Below are 20,864 nucleotides of genomic sequence, written 5' to 3'. Positions count from 1 at the left end.
TATAAAAAGCATGCTCTGGTTTGAGCATGCTTTTTCCAGTTTTGCCTTTTAAATACGAACTCCTTTTGCCTCACGTTGATCAAACGTATAAATTCCCGTAAATCCGCACTGTTTTGCCATTTCAACCGCTTCTTTCATATGTGCTCCTACCGTTTCGGCAAAATGTGAATCAGATCCAATCGTTAAGATTTCTCCGCCTAAATCACGGTACAGCCCAACAACTTCAAGTGCCGGCAGTGCTTCGCCCAGCTTCCCTCTTATGCCTGAAGTATTAATTTCAATTCCAATATTACGATCAATGGCTTTTTTCAAAATATCCGCCAAAATGTCTTTGAATTGATAAAAGTCATATATGCCGTATTGCTCAAACGCATAGCGCTTCATTAAATCTAAATGAGCCAACACATCAATATCCGCTTCGCTTACTAGCTTATACATTTCATTAAAATAAGCGCGGTAAATCGCTTCTTTGTCATTCAGCTCCAAATGCTTGCGAAGCTTAATGTTATTAATGTTATGAACCGATCCTAAAATAAAATCAAACTTCTCCTGCTTCATCGTTTTTTGATACTCTTCTTTCAGGTAGTGCGGCTCGCAAATTTCAATTCCTTTTTTAATTACTAGCTGACCTTGAAACTGATCTCTGCATTGTGCTAGTTCTCGTTCATATTTATCAAAATCCATATGACCGTACGTTGGCGCTAATGGATTTAATGAAAAGTGCTCGGTAAAACAAATTTCGTTTATGCCGTTTTCTACAGCCTGCTCGCACACTTCTTTCATGACTGCCTGTGAGTCAAATGAATTGTTCGTGTGATGATGGTAGTCTACTAGATACATAATTCAGTCACCTCTAGGTTTATTATACATCTCTCTTGTCCTTACTGCACATAGAGACCCTTTTCCCAGCCTATCTCACCTTTTTTCGTCCACAAAAGGAATTTCCATTAAAAAAAGTCGTTTTTCCTCTTCCAGTAATCCTTTTTTTCTTATAAACTAACTTAATATAGCAGATGTTCTGACATACAACTTGACAAACAACTTTTACTTACAAAAGAGAAAGGAAATAAGAAATGGAAATTGAAAAGAGTTTTTCTCAAAGCAAAAGCCCCTTTCTGTCTTACTTAAGCTCTTATACGAAAAAGATGAAAGGAGAACTAAAAGAAGAACCAAAAATTAATTACAGAGATGCAGTCGTTTCTTCTTTAGGAGGCTTAATTGCGATTATCATCAGCAGCTCGATTGCACTCGCACTTGGGTATCCAATGGCGCTTGCTCCGATTGGCGCAAGCTGCGTGCTTGTCTTCGGTGCTCATAAAGGCCCTTTATCACAGCCTCGCCACGTGCTTGGAGGGCATTTGCTCGCAACGGTTTCAGCACTTATTATTTGGAGTTTATTTCATCGAAGTCTTATCACGATTGCGATTGTGCTTGCGTTTGTTCTTATTTTAATGATTCTTACAAAAACCGTTCATCCTCCCGCGGCGGCTAGTGCGATTGTAGCCATTAACACAGGAGCCGGCTGGGGATTTTTAGGAGTTATTATACTTTGTGCATGTGTGGTTGTACTGATTTCTACGGTGTATAATAATTTATTTCAAGATCGGCAGTATCCCAGGTATTGGGTTTAATACATAAAAAAGACGTCTTCTCATAGAAGACGTCTTTTTTATTTGTTTTTCCTTACTACCCTATGTTTTTTGCTGTTCAGGCTCTATTTATTAGCTTTTATTTTACTTCAGTTGAACTAATAAGCTGGTAAACTCCTAGACTTCCATCAGATAACTCTTTTACTTTATGAATACTATTGAATTTTTTGTATTTAACAGATCCGTCTCCGTACGAAATATCATACTCTTCTGTTGTATACACTTTATACATAGAATCATCAATTTTTGTTACTCTATTTACGTTAAAGCTTAATAAATCTTCTGTTATTCCTTTTTTGATTAGGTAAGCTGTATAATCTTTTTGTTCCTTGTATTTTGGTCCGTTAGAATCGATATAAGGCTCTGCAATAGAGAAGTCTCCACTGTTAATTGAGGAAATTGTAGCGTACATATATTGTTCAATAAAACTAGAAACTTCGCTAGTAGATACTCCAGAATCAGCTTTTGAATCTTGGCTACCCTCCCCATCTTCCCTAGAAGGAGCTGATGCTTCTGCCGTATTTTCCTCATCAAAGTTAAGTGCAATATCTTCCATTCCTTTTTTGATTGACACTTCTTCCGTTTTCTTTTCTCCAGAATCAAATTTGCGTTCTGCATATACTTTTACAGAACCATCCATTGGCAGTGGACCTAGATAATCAATATCGCCAATTTCTGTTTTTGTGTCTTTGCCATTAACGAACAGCGTCGCGTCATCATAATCTGAAGAAACGTATACTGCATGATCTGACCAATCAAACTCAACGTTCACATCTTCTCCTTCGGTACCGTCAATCTCTTGTTCATTTTCAACTTTCCCATAATCATTTTGCACTTCACCCTTTACGGTATGCGTACCAGGTAAAAATGGACCAATCTTTTTAGAGGAGTCACTGCTTACCGTGCCAGCTTTTTGACCGTCAATATATACCGCTGTCGCATCTTCTGTAGACTGAACTTTTGCATATACAGGGTTTACTTGTACCGTGTAATGATCAAAGATTCCCCATTTCTTTCCGTCTTGTTCTAACTTAGCGTATGAAGAGTGATCTTCGCTTGGAACTCCTGCTTCAAGCGCTCTGCTATCTGCCGCTAACCCTTCAGAGATTGATTTCATTACATCCGGATTTTCATGCAAATATGTAATAAATGCTTTTGTCTGTCCATCGTTGGCTTCTAGTTGAATTTGACCATCGTTTACATATTTTTTTACTTTATCAATATCATTGCCCTTTACTGAAGCAATAAATTTTTCTGACACGGCTTTAGGCGCCATCATTGTTTTATCTATTCCGTAATAAGCGCCGCCAAGTATAGCAGCTGCTGCTATAACTGAAATCGCAATAACCTTTGTTTTTTTATTTGGAGGTTTTACCGATTCTCTCCCTTCCTCTACTGAAGGTGATGCGGATTCTACGTAACGCTGTGATTGTGCTCCTTGGCTAGAAGTCTCCTTTCTTTCGACGGGATGTCCACACTCTGGACAGAATTCATGCTCATTTGCTAACTGATGGCCACACTCTTTACAATATCCCAATTTCTACACTCCTTTTTATAGTGTTATGAAAAAGCACCGCTGTGCACGATGCTTTCTGTCGGCTTAAAATAGATCATTTAATTCATTGCTATTTCCCATTCTTGTAATAATTGCTTTGGCTTCTTCTCCTAACCCATTCGCAATGAACGTCAGTACAATCGTAATTACTACGTACACGATAAGAGTGCTATAGATACGATCAAGCCCACTTGTGCCGCTTTGCTTGAAGCTGGCAATCGTATATGGAACCACAAGGAAAATACTCAGCAAACCAAAATTCATAAAATAAGAGAAGTACTCTACATGGAGAAATGCAAGTACAAGTCCAATTAGAAGAAGCGCTGTTGGAATAATCATAAACGTGCCAAAGCGTGAGAAAAATTCTTTAAAAGAAACGTCTACCTTTCCAAACTTTGCTGCAATATATGTTGCTCCAATAATAACCGCAAGTCCAATAAAAATGAGAATCCCTTGCTTAAAGACAAAATCGGTAAAATTGAAATGAATAATGCTATTGATATCTGTAGCTTTTATCAAATCAGCGCCCGTATTAAATTCCTCCAGGTCAGATGGATCCAGCTCTTCACTGATAATAGGCAGTTTGAACATGCTTCGAACAAATTGAATCAACAATAGCTTCCAGCCTACATACAGCATAATAGGTATACTAAGAGCATAAAGAATGACTGTGATAAGAGCATTAACGAATTGGCTTTCACCTGCTGCTTGTGCTGTAGCTGTTGGATTTTTAATTCCTTCTGCAAAATAACTAAAAAATGATTTTGACACCTTTTTCGCTTGACGGACACGCTGATTAGGTTGTTGAGGCGCATACGCTGTTTGCGGCTGAGGCTGATATTCAGATGCTGCTGCCGTCTGGCTTGCTACTGCCTCTTCTTGTAATTTATGACCGCATTTCACGCAAAACTTCCCGCCATCATTAAAATGGCCGCAATTTGAACAATTCAAATGCTCCTTCCTCCTTCAATATATTGTTTAAAATATAGTTATATAGATTTACCTATATGTAATCTATATAATTCTATATTCATACCTTTTAGCATTATACACCATTTTTGGTATTTCAGGAGAGATGTTTTCAGCAGATCAGCTTAAAAAGTTTCTGCCAAAACTTCTTCGCAAAATTCTCTCTTTTATTTCTACATGCATGTTGTGTATAAACCTTCTTTTTATGCTTTTAGTTCACCAATATAACTATTTTATGTCTTAACTATCTTGTTTTAATTTTCAGAATTGTTTATACTCAAAACATCTTTGTTTTTTTAGAAAAGCAATGGAGGTGAATTTACAGCACGATTTATACATACTCAGGGGGGGTTTTTTTATGTTGAAATTAATTGGGGTTTTGTTAGTGGCAGTGGGATTTTTATTTCGTCTAAATACACTGCTTGTGGTGACTGTTGCAGGCATCGTGACGGGCCTTGTATCAGGTTTGTCACTGTATGAAGTGATTACGATGTTTGGACAGTTCTTTGTAGATAACCGCTATATGTCTATGGCTATTTTACTTACTCTTCCTATATTCGGCGTGTTAGAAAAATACGGATTGAAGGAACAAGCGGAAGTGCTGATCAAAAAAGCCACAAACGCTTCTTCTGGAAATGTTTTACTTATATACCTTTTCATCCGTGAAATCTCAGCCGCAGTAGGCTTAAATATCGGCGGACACGCTCAATCCGTGCGTCCGTTAGTTGCACCTATGTCTGAAGGAGCAGCTCGTGCAAAATACGGAGAGCTTCCGCCTAAAGTAAAAGAAGATATTCGCGCTCATGCAGCAGCAGCTGAAAATACAGGCTGGTTTTTCGGAGAAGATATCTTTATCGCAACGGGTGGAATTCTCCTAATGAAAGGATTCTTTGACTCCGTAGGCATTCACGTTGACGTCTGGGATATGGCGCTTTGGGGTATTCCAACAGCCATCGCAGCACTGCTGATCAGTGCCATTCGTTTCCGTCAGTTAGACCGACGTATTCACAGAAAAATGACGAAGCACAAACCAACATCATCTTCTAAGACGGAGGCGAGCTAAATGAAAAGCATTCTGACGCTTGATACGATTTACTACTTACTCGGTATTATTGTCGCTTTTATCGCGATTCGAATTGCACGTGACCCTAACCATCCTAATCGTTTAGGATCTTCCCTATTCTGGGCGCTGTTTTCCATTACATTTTTATTTGGCAACGTGATTCCGCCTTTTTATGTAGGGTGCTTAGTTATTATCATGGTGCTGCTTGCTTCTTTTAACCGCGTAACTAAATCGAATGAAGCGGAAACACCTGCTGAAGAACGAGTGGCTCACGCGCAACGATTAAAAAACAAAATCTTTTTACCAGCTTTATTTATTCCTATTTTTACGATTATCGGTACCCTTCTCTTTGGCAAAATTAAATTTGGAAACTGGGCGTTAATTGACCCGGAAAAGGTCACGTTAATTTCACTGGCAATCGCTGCTGTCATTGCTTTTATCGCTTCAATGGGCGTCACAAAAGCGAAAATGGACGTGCCTGTTAAAGAAGGAAGCCGCTTGCTTCAAGCAGTCGGCTGGGCGGTTATTTTACCGCAAATGCTGGCAGCGCTCGGCGGTATCTTTTCAAAATCAGGCGTTGGAACAGTCGTCTCAGATATTGTAAGTGATGTACTGCCGACTAACTATGCGTTTGTTGCTGTGCTTGCATATTGCTTGGGGATGCTGCTATTTACGATTGTCATGGGAAATGCGTTTGCGGCGTTTGCCGTTATTACTGGAGGGATTGGACTCCCGTTAATTGTACATATGCACGGAGGAAATCCAGCAATTATGGCAGCACTGGGCATGTTTGCTGGCTACTGCGGCACGCTTCTTACGCCAATGGCAGCTAACTTTAATATCGTACCTGCTATGCTGCTTGAACTAAAAGACAAAAACGCCGTGATTAAAGTACAAGTGCCGATTGCGCTATCCGTTTTTGTTGTTAATACGCTATTAATGTACTACCTTGTATATCACTTTTAAAGGAGACTAATAGAATGACAACTGTATTACTAACCGGCTTTGAACCATTTGAAGGTGAAAGCATTAACCCATCTTTAGAATCTGTAAAAGCTTTAGACGGTGTAGTCGTTGAAGACTATCACATTATTGCTAAGCCTCTTCCTACTGTGTTTGGCGAATCAATCGCAAAGCTTCATACGTATATAGAAGAAATTAGCCCTTCCATCGTCATTTGCGTTGGACAAGCAGGGGGCCGAGAAGGAATTACCGTCGAACGCATTGCGATTAACGTAGACGACGCGCGAATCCCTGACAACATTGGTCAGCAGCCTATTGATCGCTCTATTATCGAAAACGGTCCTGCCGCATACTTTTCGACACTGCCCATCAAAGCAGCTGTCGAAAACTTACGCCAAGCAGGCCTCCCAAGCAGCGTCTCACAAACCGCTGGAACCTTTGTGTGCAACCACGTGTTTTACGGGCTCATGAATATGATTAACAACTGTTCCATTAAAGGTGGATTTGTTCATATTCCTTACTTGCCTGAGCAAGCCGTCAATCATCCAGGGAAAGCCAGCATGTCGTTAGATTTGATTGTGCAGGGACTTCTTTCTATCGTAAAAACTACAATCTTAACTGAAGATGATATTTTAGTTTCAGGCGGAGCTACTCATTAATGCTAAAGACCAGTTCATATAGAGAACTGGTTTTTCTTTTTATATACGCACAAATTTTTTATTTAATAAATTAATGGAAGGTATAAACAACCTCTCCTCTCAGTCGATATATAGTATGAACATATTTCTCAAACGGATGGTGTTCGATTACTGTCATCCCAGCCAAGACTGGGACACTTCTTGAATACAAGGATGTAATCAAGAAGTAAAACCATTATACGGAGGTAAGGAAAATGAGAATTAATCACAACATTACAGCTTTAAACACGTACCGTCAGTACAACACAGCTAATAATGCACAAGCAAAATCTATGGAGAAATTATCTTCTGGTCAGCGTATTAACAATGCAGCTGATGATGCAGCTGGACTAGCTATTTCTGAGAAGATGCGTGGGCAAATTCGTGGGTTAGACCAAGCTTCTCGTAATGCGCAAGATGGTGTTTCCATGATCCAAACTGGTGAAGGTGCATTAAACGAAACACATTCTATTTTACAACGTGTTCGTGAGTTAGCTGTCCAATCAAGTAGTGATACTAATACAGCAGATGACAGAGCGGAAATTCAAAAAGAAGTAAATGATTTAGTAAGCGAAGTAGATAGAATTTCTGGTGATACAGAATTTAACACTCAAAAACTGTTAAATGGTGAAGGCGGAACCAGCGGAACATTTACGTTTCAAATTGGTGCAAACAAAGATCAAACCATCGATGTGACATTTGCTAGTATGAAAGCCAGTGACTTAGGGATCGACGGCCTTGACTTAGGAACAGATGCAAGTACTTCTTCTACTGCAATCGAAACAATCGATGGAGCAATCAAAAAGGTATCTGATGAACGCGCTCAGCTTGGCACTAAACAAAATCGTTTGGAGCATACTATTAACAACTTAAATGCTTCATCTGAAAACCTAACAGCATCTGAATCACGTATTCGTGATGTAGATATGGCGAAAGAAATGATGGAACAAACAAAGAATTCAATTCTATCTCAAGCTTCTCAAGCTATGCTATCTCAAGCTAATCAACAGCCACAAAACGTACTTCAGTTATTACGTTAATAGAAAAGCGGGCTTTCCTAGGAAAGCCCGCTTTTATTTAACTTTTTCTATACAAACTATTATAAGCTATTGCTAGTAGATTCAGCTGTACCTTCTGCATTCTTGCCCGTATTTACTAAAGCTTCCCACGTCTTGGGACCTACAATACCGTCTGCTGTATAGCCGTTTTTCACTTGAAACTCTTTTACTGCCTGTTCCGTTTGTAGACCGAAGAAGCCGTCTGGATTAAGACCCAAAGATTTTTGAACAACTTTGACTTCTTCTCCTGCTGATCCTTTTCCAAGAGCTGCAGCACTGCTAAGTGATAGAATTTGAGTTTTATCCTCTTCTTTTGCTTTCGCTTGCTGCATTAAGCTAGCATATGCCTTTATTCTTTTTTCTTCTGCTAGACTCAATGTTTGCGTGTGTTTGAAATTAGACATGATAAAAAAGAATCCTGCGACGATAATAATTGGAACTATTATTTTAATAAGATTTCTTACGATAGTCATTGTACTCTCCTTTAAAATAAGTGTTTATTTGACTTTCCATGTTCCTTGTCTTCTAGGGTCAGCCCCTCCATAGATAACATTGTCTTTTTGATCAATAACGATAGCTTGTACGCCTCCATAATAGATAAAAGAGCTCTTCTCTTCTACTTCATAGCCCATTCCCTCTAATTCCTCTCTTACACTTGTGGGGTATTGGAACTCGGTATAAAGATGATTGTTTTCTATCGAGAATCTAGGTGCATCAATCGCGTCCTGTAAAGATTCCTTAAATAAAAGATGGCGCACTAAAACTTCCGTAAGCATCATCGGTATTCTGCTTCCTCCTGGTGTACCTATTCCAATAACCTCGTTATCTTTTCGAAGAATAGTAGGTGCTGTAAACGTTCGTGAACGTTTTCCAGGCTCATAATAGTTAAGGGAATTCTTTATGTTATTGAAATTATTAAGATTGTTGTTGAGGAAAAATCCCTCCACATTTTCTCCAGATCCAAAAAAGTTACTTAGTGTATTTGTAACGGAGACAACCGTACCATCTTTGTCCGTTACAACAAAATGAGTTGTACTAATATGCTCTTCTTCAAGATCGTTTCCTTTAAGCTGATACTTTTCAGACAGCTTATTCAGGGAAACATCTTGTGCTAACTCTCTAGAATATTCTTTGTCCGTTAACTCTTTCTCATCTATTTCAGAGAAAGCAGGATCTCCAATATGCTTAACGCGATCACTATTTGCCCGGTTCGTTATTTCAGAAGTTACATGCGTAAAAAGTGCTGTATCTTCTTCTGTCTTTTCAATGTGTAACATTTCAGCCATTTGCAGGGATTGTATTAACGTAATTCCTGCAAACGGAGGAGGTGCAGAGATTACATCGTAACCAGCAAACTCTCCTTGAACGGGTTCTCTTTCTTCAACAGAATACTCTTCTAAATCTGATTTCTGTATTCCTGGAACTTCATCCGCTATTTCCTCTGCCAGTTCTCCATTGTAAAACACATCTGAACCTTTTTCTTTAATTAGCTCAAGCGTTTCTCCCAGCTCAGGCTGTTCGAGTTTTTCACCTTCTTCAATAGGTTGGTTCCCTGGAAAGAAGTTAGGAATCTCATCTTCTGATAGACGATATTGTGCTCCTTTTAGACGCTCTGCAAGCTGCTGTCCGACTGGAAAACCATCATCAGCTAATTTAATAGCTGGCTCTATTAATTCATCCATTTTTTTGCTTCCGTATTTTTCATGGACCGTTTCCATACCTTTTACAAATCCAGGCACACCTATCCCTTCTTCGGAATCTTCACTTGAAGTAGGACTGGTTTCTCGGTAATCAAAAAAAGTCGGCTTGTCCGATTGGTCACCTGGAAGGATAAGCATTCCTCCTCCTCCGCCAATACCAGACCCATAAGGTTCTACAACACCTAAAGCATAAGAAACGGCAACAGCAGCATCCACGGCATTTCCGCCTTCTTCTAACACATCCATTCCGACTTCAACAGCTATCGGATTTGAAGAGCTTACACCGTATCCTCCGGAAGAATGATTAATCTCCCTGCTAGACTCAAATTTATTAATTTTTTTATAAAACTTGTTATCTGTTTCACTATTAAACTGCTGTACAATCGCGTAACCGCCAACTAACAGAACTGCAAGAAAGATCAGCGAGTACATCCATTTTCTTTTCATTTATTCAGTTAACCCCTTTTTTACTACCCGAGAGTGGTCGACTGTAAATACTAACTTATTATTTTCTTCTTTGATTCCAAGTGATTTTGAAGAACTTTTAGTCAGACGTTTAAAAATCTTTTCTTTATAGTACGTATCCCACTTTCCTAACGGAGTCGGTGTAGCTTCTTTTATAAGTACAGGTGTAATTTCAAAACGGGCTGTTCCGTCTTTCTTTAACTTATACTGAACGAGTGCGCTCTCCCTTGATGCTGACCATCCTTGGTCGAAGACAAAATTCCCTAAGCTGTAAAAGATAACGGTATTTTTATAGACATCAACAGATTGTAAAACATGAGGATGGTGGCCAAGAATGATATCGGCCCCTGAATCTGCCATTGCTTTGGCTAATCCTTCTTGTCTAGGAGAAGGAGCCGTGTCATACTCTTGCCCCCAGTGCGCATGCACCACAACTAAATCAGCATTCTCTTTTGCTTCTTCAATTAGTGGAATAAAAATTTCCGGTTTAGCAGGAAGTATGCCTGGATTATTTTGATTAGCTGCTGAATCAGCAACATATGCATCCGTGAAACCAAGTGTAGCTATCTTAACTCCGTTAACTGTTTGATAGTTAATTTTACTAGCGTCTTTAATATTTTTTCCAATTCCTACAAAGTCCAAGTCTGACTTATTAAACGTCTTTATTGTATCGTTTAATCCGTTTTCCAAATAATCCATCGAGTGATTATTTGCTACATTCAAAACAGACAGATTAAGATTCTTCAGAGTTTTCACGGATTGTGCGTCCGTTTGCAAGTGAATATACTTTTCCTGCTCTGGGTATTTGTCGCTAAGCGTAACTGGATGTTCAAAATTTCCTGTTGAATAGTCCGCGTTTTCAAAATATGGCTTCACATAGCGAAATAAATTCTCTTGTCCATAGCGGCTAGCTGCTTTCTCTACATTACGGCCAAACATGATATCTCCAACCATTGTTGCATTAAGCAACGTATCGTCTGTCGTGTTATTTTCAATTGCTTCACTTGGTTTGCTTAGCAAAATGGTTCCGTACATAAAAATCACAAGGATTACCAACATAATCCATACATGTTTATCCGTTTTCTTCTTCGTTACTTTTATAAATTTCAATAACTTTTCTTTGAAATCTAATTTCCTGTCCATCAAATCACCCTAAATAAAAAAGTTGTATACAAACATTAAACTGAATGTAGCACCGCTTATTAACAGCGTGCTACCCATCGTCATTGCTAAGCCCTGCTTTTGAATCGTATTAGCAATTAGACCAGGAACAATAACTCCGATTCCTCGAAACTCATAAATTTCAAAAGGCATGATAGGATAGAAGTAATCAAATACCAACTTCAACGAAATACCGACTACTAACATCGCAGCGAATTTACGACGGCCATATAAAATCACAAACCTTCCAATACCATGTTTTACAATAACGTAGGTTAATAGACTAATAATTAATACCATGACTAAGAAAACCGGCTGATCGAAAATCAAACCAATATAGCCTGGAACAACCAACCCTGCGGGAATAATTCCTGTTTTTTCTGTAAAAATTAAACTTAAAATAACTCCTAAAACTAATGCTACGTATAAATCTGAGCCAAACATTCAATTTCCTCCTAGACAACTTCCTCGATATGTTCATATTCCTTCATTACTTCAATTAGTGGTTCAGCAGCACCATGTATATTTCCTACTCCGTAAATCATTCGATTATGTAATTCAGGTCTTAACTTATTAAATATCTCTTCTGTACTATGACCTTCTAAATCCCAAATTTCTTTTGCTGGAATCTTTCCTTCATTGTAGGCATCCATGATAGGGCTTGTTGTTTCTCCAATCAACACTAAAATATCAGTTTTAATATATGGTAAAACATCTCTCGCGAATTGCTCTGTACGATCTACACGATCAGGACGGCAATTCATAATAACGATAGGTGAATCTACTGAATAACCAATCTCCCCTACCCTCTCCCAAATACGCAATGTGGAAGCGGCATCATTTGCAGCAAATCCGTTTACTAAGAATGCAGGTGCCTTAGGGTTACCAAACTTGGTAATTCTCATTGCACCAGGATCTGGATGAGCATTCAACATTCCTCTAAAAGCAATTTCTTCCGGAATATCTAATGCTTCCGCTACGGCTAAAGCAAGGGATGCGTTATCTGGGAATACCATATAATCGAATTTTCTTAAGAACTCATCTGTAATCCTTGAATTATCAGCCACAATCACTTTCGTTCTTCTCTTTGCAGCAACTGTTTTAAAATATTCAAGGTAAGGACCATCGATTGTAATTAAATGTCCTTTATAAGGAATCGTTGCTAGAAATGCTTCAGCTACCTCGTCTAATGTCGGACCCATAACATCCATATGATCCTCTAATACATTTACAATGACACCGATATTAGCTTGAATCATTTTTTCTTGGAAAGTAATTTGATAGTCTGGGTTTACAGCCATACATTCACTTACCAATGCCTCAGCTTCTAACCTTGCAGCTTCTTTTACTACGCGCCTTTGTTCACCGATATTCGGCCCTTCAGGTCTTCTGACAATTGGCTTTTCTTCATCCGTAAACCAATAAATCATTCTGGCTGACGTTCCTGTAGTTTTTCCTACAGTTTTATATCCAGCCTCCGTTACAATACCCGTTATTAATCTAGTAACTGTTGATTTCCCGCGAATTCCATTAATGTTAATTCTCACGGGGATAGAATCAATATTTTTTTGATGTTTAATCTGCTCCCTTGCTCCATAAGCAAGGACTAGAAACAAACAGATTAAAATAACACTGAGCACCATTAAACCGTTTCCTCCTTATTTACGCCGACTTTTGTCGGAATAGATATGTTAAACTATTAAAAAATAATTAAAATTACGCCCTATTTTTCAATTTTTTTACTCAACTTTTATAGTTAATCATACCTAGATGAGTTTATCAACAGGAGAATTAGTTGTAAAAAATGTAATTTTTAAACATTTTAGTTATTCCATATGTAAATAATTCCATAACCCTTTACTTTTAAGATCCTTCGCTATGACAAATAGGTTCAACACTTGAAGAGTCAGCTTACTCGTTACTCAAAGCATTGACCCTTCATATACGAGGCCACGCATATTAGCATTTATCATTTTAACCAAGAAAAATTTTACCTCAAATAACAATAAGAAGAAGGGTCAATTAAATAGAATAAGTAAGTAAATAAATGAATGGGTATTTTTCAGTAAAGCGGATGTTTCGGGAAAACGTAGGGCTCTATGTGATGCTGTCATTAGCGATTCTCCGCTTTGATTTCATCATTGAATATGTTCTTATTAAAAAGCGAGGGTCCGATCCCAAAGGCTATATTACTTTTTTTCAAACCATTTGTATGCCGGTGAACGTGTTTCTTTTATGTTTATTGTACTTTTCAAGTTAAAAAGCATCTATCCTCATGGGTAGATGCTTTTTATAGGTCATTTATTTTTTATCTGCAACGCTTTGTAAGATATATCTAACAAAACATTACATATTTAAGAGACTTGATAAATGCTTGGCTACAACCGCTCCTTGGCCGGCTGAAGAGCTAATACTAGAAAACAAGGGAGTCGTGCACGCGTCTCCAATTGCATAAATGGCTGGGTTGCTGCTTTGATGCACTTCATTAATGACGATGAGTCCGCTTTGTGTAGTGGTGACTTTTTCTTTAATGAGTTCAACATTAGGCGCTATGCCCAGTCTAATCAGCACTGCGTCTACTGATAAGTTCTCGCATTCACTGTTTTTACTTTTTAAATCGATCGATGTGACATGATGCTTTCCGTGGATAGCCGTCACTTCGGTATCTGTTATCACCTTAATACTAGGATCGGAAAGAACTTTTTCAACGTATTGCTCTCTTGCTTTAAAGTGCGTAGAACGGTGAATCAGATATACTTCTTTTGCTTTTGATGCTAAAAGATGTGCTCCTTCAAAAGCCCGGTCTCCTCCGCCAATGAGAGCAACCCTTTTACCTTTTAACCGTTCTCCGTCTGCTGAGGCAGAATATACTTCTCCTCGGTCAATCATTTGCTGCTCACCCGGCACTCCCAGCTTTCGCTGACTAGAGCCCGTTGCTAAAATAAGATACGTATAGCCAATTTCTTTTTCTGTTTCTTGCTGCTTTACTTTTACTGTTTTAGAACGTTCGTCAATGGAAATTACTTTTGTATTCACTTCATATAAGCAGTCCATATCGATAAAATGCTGAACCATTTTACGCTGCATTTCTATTCCATTTTCCGCTTGTATTCCGGGATAATCAATAATCTCATTATAAATAGTAAACAGCTGTCCGCCTAACTGTGCCTGCTCTTCAAGAAGCAAGCACTCAACGCCTAGCCTTTTACACCACACGGCAGCAGAGATACCAGCGGGTCCTCCGCCAATAATCAGTACGTCAACATGTTGCATACAGCTCACCTCGCTTCTGCTTCTCAGCTTATATGGCTTTTTGTTTCTTTACATTTGTCGCTGTAAAAGAGATAAAAATTCTCCTCGAACCTCTGGTTTTTCCATAAATGTTCCTCGAACGGATGAAGTGGCTGTAGAAGCTGAAGATTTTTTAATTCCTCTTCCGCACATGCACATATGCTTCGCTTCAATAATCACCATAACTCCTTTCGGCTCTAACACTTCTTCGATTGCATCTGCAATTTCATTTGTTAGACGTTCTTGAACTTGAAATCTCTTTGCATATCCTTCTACCGTACGAGCGATTTTAGATAAACCTGTAATTTTTTTATCCGGTATATACCCAACGTGAGCAACGCCAAAGAACGGCGCAAAGTGATGTTCACACATTGAGTGAAATTCAATGTCTCGTATCAATACCAATTCATTGTGATTCACATCAAATGTTTTTTCCAAATGAGCTTTCGGATCTTCTCGGTAGCCTTCCGTGTATTCTAAAAACGCCTTTAACACGCGGTACGGCGTCTCTTCAAGGCCGTCTCTTTCCGGATTATCTCCGCATAAATCAATCAGTTCTTTCACCGCATTCATAAATGTGTCAGCTTGACCTATTTTTTTATCTATTTCAGTTGAATTCGTGCCTACTGTTTCTAAAAATTTTTGAGCAATTAAATTTTGTGTACTAAGTGCCATCTTTTTATGTCCTCTTCCCTTTTCTTAGTAAGTTTATTTTCAAATGATGGTTTTGCTTCAGCTATTTAAAAACGCTGCTTCAAAATCTTTTGCTGCAAGGGGCTTGCTAAATAAGTACCCCTGCATATGATCACAGCCATTTTTCATTAAAAACGCTTTTTGATATTCTTCTTCTACACCTTCTGCGATTACCTGCAGCTTTAAACTTTGAGATAAGCTGATAATCGCCTGCGCAATTTCGCTGTTGCTGTAATCTTCTTGAATATCCTGGATAAAAGACCGGTCGATTTTCAAACAATCGATTGGTAATTTTTTTAAATAACTCAATGAAGAATATCCGGTTCCAAAATCATCGATAGAAATTGATATACCATATTTCTTTAACAGATGTAAAGCTTTAATCGTTTCTTCCGCGTTCATCAGCAATGTACTTTCCGTAATTTCCATTTCAAACCATGTGGGATCAAATCTATGGAGCGAAAGAAATTGCTGTATTTCATTAACCAACACGATCGGATCTTGAAATTGCCGCGGAGAAAAGTTAACCGCTAGCGTCATTTTTTCGTTTAGGTCCTTGTTCCATTTGCTGACTTGAAAACAAGCTTTCTTCATGACAACTTCCCATAGAGACTGAATCAAACCCGCTTCTTCTGCTATAGGGATAAACGCTTCTGGAGAAACAAATCCAAGCTCTGCGTCATTCCAGCGAACTAATGCTTCTACGCCGGTTATTACATTGCGCTTCGCTTCTATTTTCGGCTGATAGTAAACGTCAATGTCACCTTTTTGAATCGCTTTTCGCAAGCGCGTTTCGATGTGAACTTTTTCAGCTTGTTTTTGATTTAACGAATCATGATAAATACTTACTTTACTGCCGCCTTGTCTTTTTGAAGCATACATGGCGACATCTGCATACGTAATAAGCGTGTCTAAATTCGTAGAATGCTCCGGATAAAAGCTTAACCCGCTGCTGATACTGACGAAAACTTCATCATTGTCAATGTAGCAGGGCTGTTGAACATACGCAATGATCTTCTCGGTGATACATTCAACTTCTTCCGGTGTAAAATCACTGAATAAAATTACAAACTCGTCTCCTCCTTGCCTTGTAAGAAAGCTGTTAGCAGAAGGCAGACATTCTTTAATACGGTTGGCTATCAGCTGTATAAGCTGATCTCCTTTTGAATGCCCTAGCGTATCATTAATATCTTTAAACCGGTCTATATCCATAAATAACACGGCTACGTGACGAATGGACTTTTCCTTCGACTCAATTAAGCGCCTGTTTAATTCTTCTTTAAAATATCTTCTGTTCGGCAATCCTGTCAAAAAATCGTGGTACGCATGATACTCACTTTCTTCCTGACTTTTCTTTAAATCGTCTACATATGTTTTTAAAAAGTGAGAAAGGTGGTTGATGTTTGCTACGAGTCCTCCCAGCTCATCTTTTCTCCTTACATTCAGCACCTTGCCAAAATTGCCTTTGGCGATTTGATTTACGTGCTCCATAATATGTTTAATTGGCCGCGTAATGGATGTGGAGAAGACAAAGCTGATAATAAGGACAATAAAGATAAACGGAAGAGACAGCAGTAAATGTTTAATTAATTCTTGCTGCAGCTCTTTTTCAATAAGTCCATAGTCATAAACTACGCCTATTACGTAAGCTGGAGAGTTTTTTTCTTTAATCGGTACCAATGTTTTTAATACTTTTTTATGGTTAATTTCAGCAGTATAGCTTTGTGATTTTCCCGTTTTTAAGGCCTTTTGAATGGACTTTTTATCACGTTCGGTATTTCGATACGTGTAGGTACCGTACCAAATCGGCTGATCTTTTATTCTAATATATTTATTGCCGTTTAAATATACGTTTTGATTTCTTTTTCCGAAATTTTTCGGGTTAAAAGCCGTTAGTTCAAGAACGCCTTCAAGATTTTCCGTAAAGCGGTTCATCACGTTCGTAGGGCCAAACCTTTTTTCAAAATCCAGGACGTGGCGATCCCGAAAATAAGGATCAATAATATAATTAGTAGACCCGTCGTAATAATAACCCCATTTGTCAATGTGATTAGGGTTACTAGAAGCTACTTCAATCGGCCCGCTCCAAAAGTGAGGTAAAGTCAATCCTTTTGTTGTCGTGACCGGCTGCTGAGAAAGAAGCTGCTGAAAAGATGTATACCAATAGCCCCACTCTTTTGTAGACATATTGATTTCCTTAGGGTCAGAAGATTTTACGCCTATAATATCACCTTCTACGGGTGCTAATAATGTAATATGAGATACCATCAGTTTTTTAGCCAACTGTTTTAACTCGTCATTGCTGATGTCATGGTAATCAGCAGGCAAAGACTGTTGAATCGCAATCGAAGCCGTTCGTAGTTCTTGTGCCATTCGATCTTCTATATAGGAAGCACTATTTTTAGAATTTTCGACTTCGTACGCAATTTCTTCTGTTACCAGCGTGATTTCCCTTTGGTTAAATTCTGTTAATCTATTTTTGGATCGAATGTAGTGCAAGGTGTTATTCGCTAGTAGAATACACAATACCAGCAAAGTAAAGAATACGGATAACTTTTTCTTTATCGACACTAGTGATGGCCTCCTGTTTAAAGAACTGATCCGACAGTTTTAAAACTTGCCTATGTGCTCTAGATTTACATCGGATTATCTTCTTTAATTTCCACAAAAAAAGAATGAACTCATGCAAAAAACCAACCTCTTTGGTTGGCTCTATTCTTAACTAATTATAAAACATATTAAATACATACTTTTATTTACATGGGTAGGACAAATTTGTATTCTTATAATATTTTAACTGTTTTTTTCAAAATATCAATGCCTGATACTCCACACGGCTGAAGCCGAGGGGTTCGTTGAACGTTTGGAACGATCCATTTTCCGTTGAAGAAGACGAATTTCTCTAGCTAAATGTTTAACAGGTTCAGCTAAATTAAAGAGAGCTACTTTCTTTAAAGAAGAAACGGCTACAGTAGATGTACCAATATCTAATCCGACGTTCCCTTTTCCTATTTTTCGTTCTTTGAAAGGGGGATATCCTGCAATGACAAGGTTTACAAAATAACGGGATTTCCCACGAATGGTTTTCTTCACAATCCGCACATATTTCACGTGACATGTACCTTTAACTACAGTCGTTTTACCTTTACTAGCGACTGAATAAGAACACTCCGTTTTCTGATGAATATTTCTTAAGACTTCGTTCGCATAGGTATCTTTTTTCTTTGTTTTTAAACGTGTGTATACATTCTTATAAACAATAAACCCATCTACGAAACGCCATCCTGTTGTGTTCGTTTTGCCCTCAAAGCTAGGGAACTCGCCTTTACGCACGAAGAAAACACGTTTAGCTTGGCCAAACAACTTCTTTTCAAAAGCCCCCACGCACGGGAAGCTACTTTTTGCGCAACGGCAGAATTAACTTGATTACCGAAGTGTTTCCGAATGGCTTTTACCCAGTGGTGTGAAGCATATTCGTTCAATTCGTACTGATCACGAAGTGATTTAAATGCTTGTTGCAATACTCTCTTTTCCCCTGTCAATTGCTTATTTTTCGTATTTTTTCCAACTTCTTCTGCACACCTTTGTACTGACGCATTAGCCTTTTGAATTGTTTTTCACGTTTCATTTGTTTTTCTAACTTTAAATAGTTGCCTAAAACGGCATTGTACATAACTCGACAAATCTCTAACTCTTTTTCAATGACAGAAAACAATAGTGGATGCTCTTTTAACTCTTGTGTTAATACAAATGTAGGGGACTGCTTTTTAGCCATTCATCGCGCCTCCAAAACGAACACATGTTCCTATTATTATACATTCCTGGAAACAAAAAAAGCAAGAGAATTTTCTCTTACCGTTTCCGATACTTAAGATACTATCACCCTTTGGTTATAAAACGACACAATGCATTTGACCTCACTTTCATCCCACATCTAAAGGAGTGGGCTTTCTCATTCGAAAAATCTGTAAGTTTTTCCATGCTAAGACTTGACCTGAAACGCGTTTCATACTTTATGATTTGTTTATTCCCATCAGCCGGCGTGACACGAACGGTGGCGTTACGGCTGATATGTTATCCATAAAAAAATCCGGTATGTTCACCGGATTTTTTGGTATGCTTACATATTCATTTCTTTTTTATACGCCAGGTACGAATACAGATAAGGAATCGCCACGCACAGAACGATACTGCCCCACATGATAACTGACTTGTATCCATCAGGTAAAAAAGCGCTAATGAGAATTAGCAGTCCGCCGATAAAAAAGAGCTTTCCAGATAAACGATGCGTCTTTTTCCATACGGTTTCATTGCTTAGCGTCCATGGTGTACGAATCCCCATAAAATAGTTAGAGCGCACGCGCTGCAAGTAGTTTCCGATAATGATAAAAATGATTCCAGCCATAATCGGAGCAATGTAGGACATCGGCACGTTATAGCCAAGCCCCTGTAAAATAGTGCTCATATTTACAAAAAAGAATAATAGCAGTACGGCGTTTAACAGAATATTATACGTTTTTGAAAAGTACTTATAATTTTCTTTACGCGGGTCAATTCGCGGAACAAATGCGATTACAAAATAAATAAGTACCATGATTCCTACTGTTAATATCATTGCATTTATCTTTGTTGCAAATCCGTTTGCTTCTCCATTTGCTCCCCAGTGAATGGGCATCGTAGCCGGAAGATGCGGCAGTGCAATCAGCCATGCAACCAATGTTAAAAGGGTAATACCTAAAGGAAATACATGCTTTTTCATTTAACTCTCTCCTTTCTGAAAGCTGAAAAACCAGCCGATTAAATCTTGAAAAACGGTTGTATTTAACGAATAAATCACAAACTGCCCTCTTTTTTCATCTTGAACGAGGTCCGCTTGCTTCAAGATTTTTAAATGATTTGAGATGCTTGGTTTGGTCATATTAAAATACTCGGAAATTTCTCCTGCGGTTAAATCCCGCTCTTTTAGCAGCTCTAAAATCTTTCTGCGAGTGGGATCCGCTAAGGCTTTAAATGTTTCATTCAATTGAAGTTCATCTCCATCATATTTAAGTATTTAGATAATTATCTAAATATTAAACTATAAAATATACTATGTCAATATTTTGAAAAGAGAACAGTTGCATTTGACTCATTTTTTTGTTTTTTTAAAGCAGTCCATGCATACAAACTGCGCTTCTTGATGTAAAAAAGCTTTAATTTCAGTCATGCCTCTTTTACTTGGATACTTCATCCGTATCCATACTTCTTCACCAGGCTGAATTTCTTTTTGACAAACAGAGCACAGCTCTTTTATTCCAAACACACTATCCCTCCATTTCTTTGTATAACTATACGTTTGACTAGCCAAAGGGTTTCATAAAAAAGAGCCTGAGACATAACCAAATCAATTCCACCTAAAGACAAACAACTGGGAGGAATGAATTGAACCGCTTGTGACACCGCTTGTGATTTCCATGCAAGACTTCGCTTTCCGGGGGCGGCCGGTGAGCCTCCTCGTCGCTTGCGCTTCTGCGGGGTCTCACCTGTTCCGCTTTTCCCGCAGGAGTCTTCGTCTTGCCCCCCAATCACCAGCTAGAAGCAACTACAGACATGAAACCTACGTTCATTCTACCAATAAAAA

22 protein-coding genes are annotated in these 20,864 nt (G+C 38.4%); 5 read left to right on the top strand and 17 right to left on the bottom strand.

The features are described from left to right. Positions 1-48 precede the first annotated feature (48 nt). Entirely contained in the window at positions 49-840 is a 792-nt protein-coding gene (locus tag LIS78_RS05580) for a histidinol-phosphatase HisJ family protein (RefSeq protein ID WP_252284779.1), read from the bottom strand. A gap of 233 nt (positions 841-1,073) precedes the next feature. Here LIS78_RS05580 and LIS78_RS05575 point away from each other — a divergent pair, with 233 nt between their 5' ends. Further along, a complete protein-coding gene (locus tag LIS78_RS05575) occupies positions 1,074-1,631 on the top strand; it encodes an HPP family protein (protein ID WP_252284778.1) in 558 nt (185 codons plus the stop codon). Between the two features lie 97 nt (positions 1,632-1,728). Here LIS78_RS05575 and LIS78_RS05570 read toward each other — a convergent pair whose 3' ends face one another. Continuing rightward, positions 1,729-3,186: a zinc ribbon domain-containing protein gene (locus LIS78_RS05570; protein WP_252284777.1), complete on the bottom strand. Its 1,458-nt coding sequence runs from the start codon at positions 3,184-3,186 to the stop codon at positions 1,729-1,731. A 63-nt stretch (positions 3,187-3,249) separates the two neighbouring features. Further along, complete coding sequence (locus tag LIS78_RS05565; protein WP_252284776.1) at positions 3,250-4,155, bottom strand: zinc ribbon domain-containing protein; 906 nt, start codon at positions 4,153-4,155, stop codon at positions 3,250-3,252. A 376-nt stretch (positions 4,156-4,531) separates the two neighbouring features. Between LIS78_RS05565 and LIS78_RS05560 the strand changes: the two genes are divergently transcribed. The 4 genes from LIS78_RS05560 to hag all read left to right on the top strand — a co-directional run bounded on the left by LIS78_RS05560 (position 4,532) and on the right by hag (position 7,916). Beyond that, positions 4,532-5,236 carry a DUF969 domain-containing protein gene (locus tag LIS78_RS05560; RefSeq protein WP_252284775.1) on the top strand — a complete coding sequence of 235 codons (705 nt, stop codon included), beginning with the start codon at positions 4,532-4,534 and terminating at the stop codon, positions 5,234-5,236. Beyond that, positions 5,237-6,202, top strand: a complete 966-nt coding sequence (locus LIS78_RS05555) for a DUF979 domain-containing protein (RefSeq protein WP_252284774.1) — start codon at positions 5,237-5,239, stop codon at positions 6,200-6,202. It begins immediately after the preceding gene. Positions 6,203-6,216: 14 nt separating this feature from the next. Continuing rightward, positions 6,217-6,858, top strand: a complete 642-nt coding sequence (pcp, locus tag LIS78_RS05550) for a pyroglutamyl-peptidase I (RefSeq protein ID WP_252284773.1) — start codon at positions 6,217-6,219, stop codon at positions 6,856-6,858. Positions 6,859-7,091: 233 nt separating this feature from the next. Next, a complete protein-coding gene (gene hag, locus LIS78_RS05545) occupies positions 7,092-7,916 on the top strand; it encodes a flagellin Hag (RefSeq protein WP_252284772.1) in 825 nt (274 codons plus the stop codon). A gap of 59 nt (positions 7,917-7,975) precedes the next feature. Here hag and LIS78_RS31270 read toward each other — a convergent pair whose 3' ends face one another. From LIS78_RS31270 to LIS78_RS05470, 14 genes are all read right to left on the bottom strand, one after another. Next, entirely contained in the window at positions 7,976-8,407 is a 432-nt protein-coding gene (locus LIS78_RS31270) for a peptidoglycan-binding domain-containing protein (RefSeq protein WP_209151102.1), read from the bottom strand. A 24-nt stretch (positions 8,408-8,431) separates the two neighbouring features. Further along, entirely contained in the window at positions 8,432-10,081 is a 1,650-nt protein-coding gene (gene ggt / locus LIS78_RS05530; RefSeq protein WP_252284771.1) for a gamma-glutamyltransferase, read from the bottom strand. Next, entirely contained in the window at positions 10,082-11,242 is a 1,161-nt protein-coding gene (locus LIS78_RS05525; RefSeq protein ID WP_252284770.1) for a CapA family protein, read from the bottom strand. 9 nt (positions 11,243-11,251) lie between these two features. Continuing rightward, a complete protein-coding gene (gene pgsC / locus LIS78_RS05520) occupies positions 11,252-11,704 on the bottom strand; it encodes a poly-gamma-glutamate biosynthesis protein PgsC (RefSeq protein WP_013082090.1) in 453 nt (150 codons plus the stop codon). An 11-nt stretch (positions 11,705-11,715) separates the two neighbouring features. Beyond that, positions 11,716-12,903: a poly-gamma-glutamate synthase PgsB gene (pgsB, locus tag LIS78_RS05515; RefSeq protein ID WP_098900837.1), complete on the bottom strand. Its 1,188-nt coding sequence runs from the start codon at positions 12,901-12,903 to the stop codon at positions 11,716-11,718. Between the two features lie 703 nt (positions 12,904-13,606). Beyond that, positions 13,607-14,533 (bottom strand): NAD(P)/FAD-dependent oxidoreductase, encoded by a 927-nt coding sequence (locus tag LIS78_RS05510; RefSeq protein ID WP_252284769.1) that lies wholly within the window; start codon positions 14,531-14,533, stop codon positions 13,607-13,609. Between the two features lie 48 nt (positions 14,534-14,581). Then, positions 14,582-15,226 (bottom strand): GTP cyclohydrolase I FolE, encoded by a 645-nt coding sequence (gene folE / locus LIS78_RS05505; RefSeq protein WP_025749591.1) that lies wholly within the window; start codon positions 15,224-15,226, stop codon positions 14,582-14,584. Positions 15,227-15,283: 57 nt separating this feature from the next. Then, on the bottom strand, positions 15,284-17,815 hold the full coding sequence (locus LIS78_RS05500) for an EAL domain-containing protein (RefSeq protein WP_252284768.1): 2,532 nt from the start codon (positions 17,813-17,815) through the stop codon (positions 15,284-15,286). 243 nt (positions 17,816-18,058) lie between these two features. Continuing rightward, positions 18,059-18,628: a hypothetical protein gene (locus tag LIS78_RS05495; RefSeq protein WP_252284767.1), complete on the bottom strand. Its 570-nt coding sequence runs from the start codon at positions 18,626-18,628 to the stop codon at positions 18,059-18,061. A gap of 154 nt (positions 18,629-18,782) precedes the next feature. Next, a complete protein-coding gene (locus tag LIS78_RS05490) occupies positions 18,783-19,019 on the bottom strand; it encodes a hypothetical protein (protein ID WP_209151096.1) in 237 nt (78 codons plus the stop codon). A gap of 345 nt (positions 19,020-19,364) precedes the next feature. After that, positions 19,365-20,003, bottom strand: coding sequence for an SdpI family protein (locus LIS78_RS05485; RefSeq protein ID WP_209151095.1), 639 nt, complete (start codon positions 20,001-20,003; stop codon positions 19,365-19,367). Beyond that, positions 20,004-20,267, bottom strand: a complete 264-nt coding sequence (locus LIS78_RS05480) for an autorepressor SdpR family transcription factor (protein ID WP_013082079.1) — start codon at positions 20,265-20,267, stop codon at positions 20,004-20,006. Between the two features lie 105 nt (positions 20,268-20,372). Further along, a complete protein-coding gene (locus LIS78_RS05475; RefSeq protein WP_209151094.1) occupies positions 20,373-20,546 on the bottom strand; it encodes a Fe3+ hydroxamate ABC transporter substrate-binding protein in 174 nt (57 codons plus the stop codon). Continuing rightward, the gene (locus tag LIS78_RS05470) at positions 20,534-20,812 is read right to left on the bottom strand and encodes a hypothetical protein (protein ID WP_252284766.1); all 279 of its coding nucleotides are present in this window, start codon (positions 20,810-20,812) and stop codon (positions 20,534-20,536) included. The genes LIS78_RS05475 and LIS78_RS05470 overlap by 13 nt, the downstream gene beginning before the upstream one ends. Between the last annotated feature and the right edge of the window lie 52 nt (positions 20,813-20,864).

This window comes from Priestia megaterium (assembly GCF_023824195.1).
In the GTDB taxonomy this organism is placed as follows: domain Bacteria; phylum Bacillota; class Bacilli; order Bacillales; family Bacillaceae_H; genus Priestia; species Priestia megaterium_D.
This window is presented reverse-complemented; position numbering and strand designations above follow the sequence as displayed.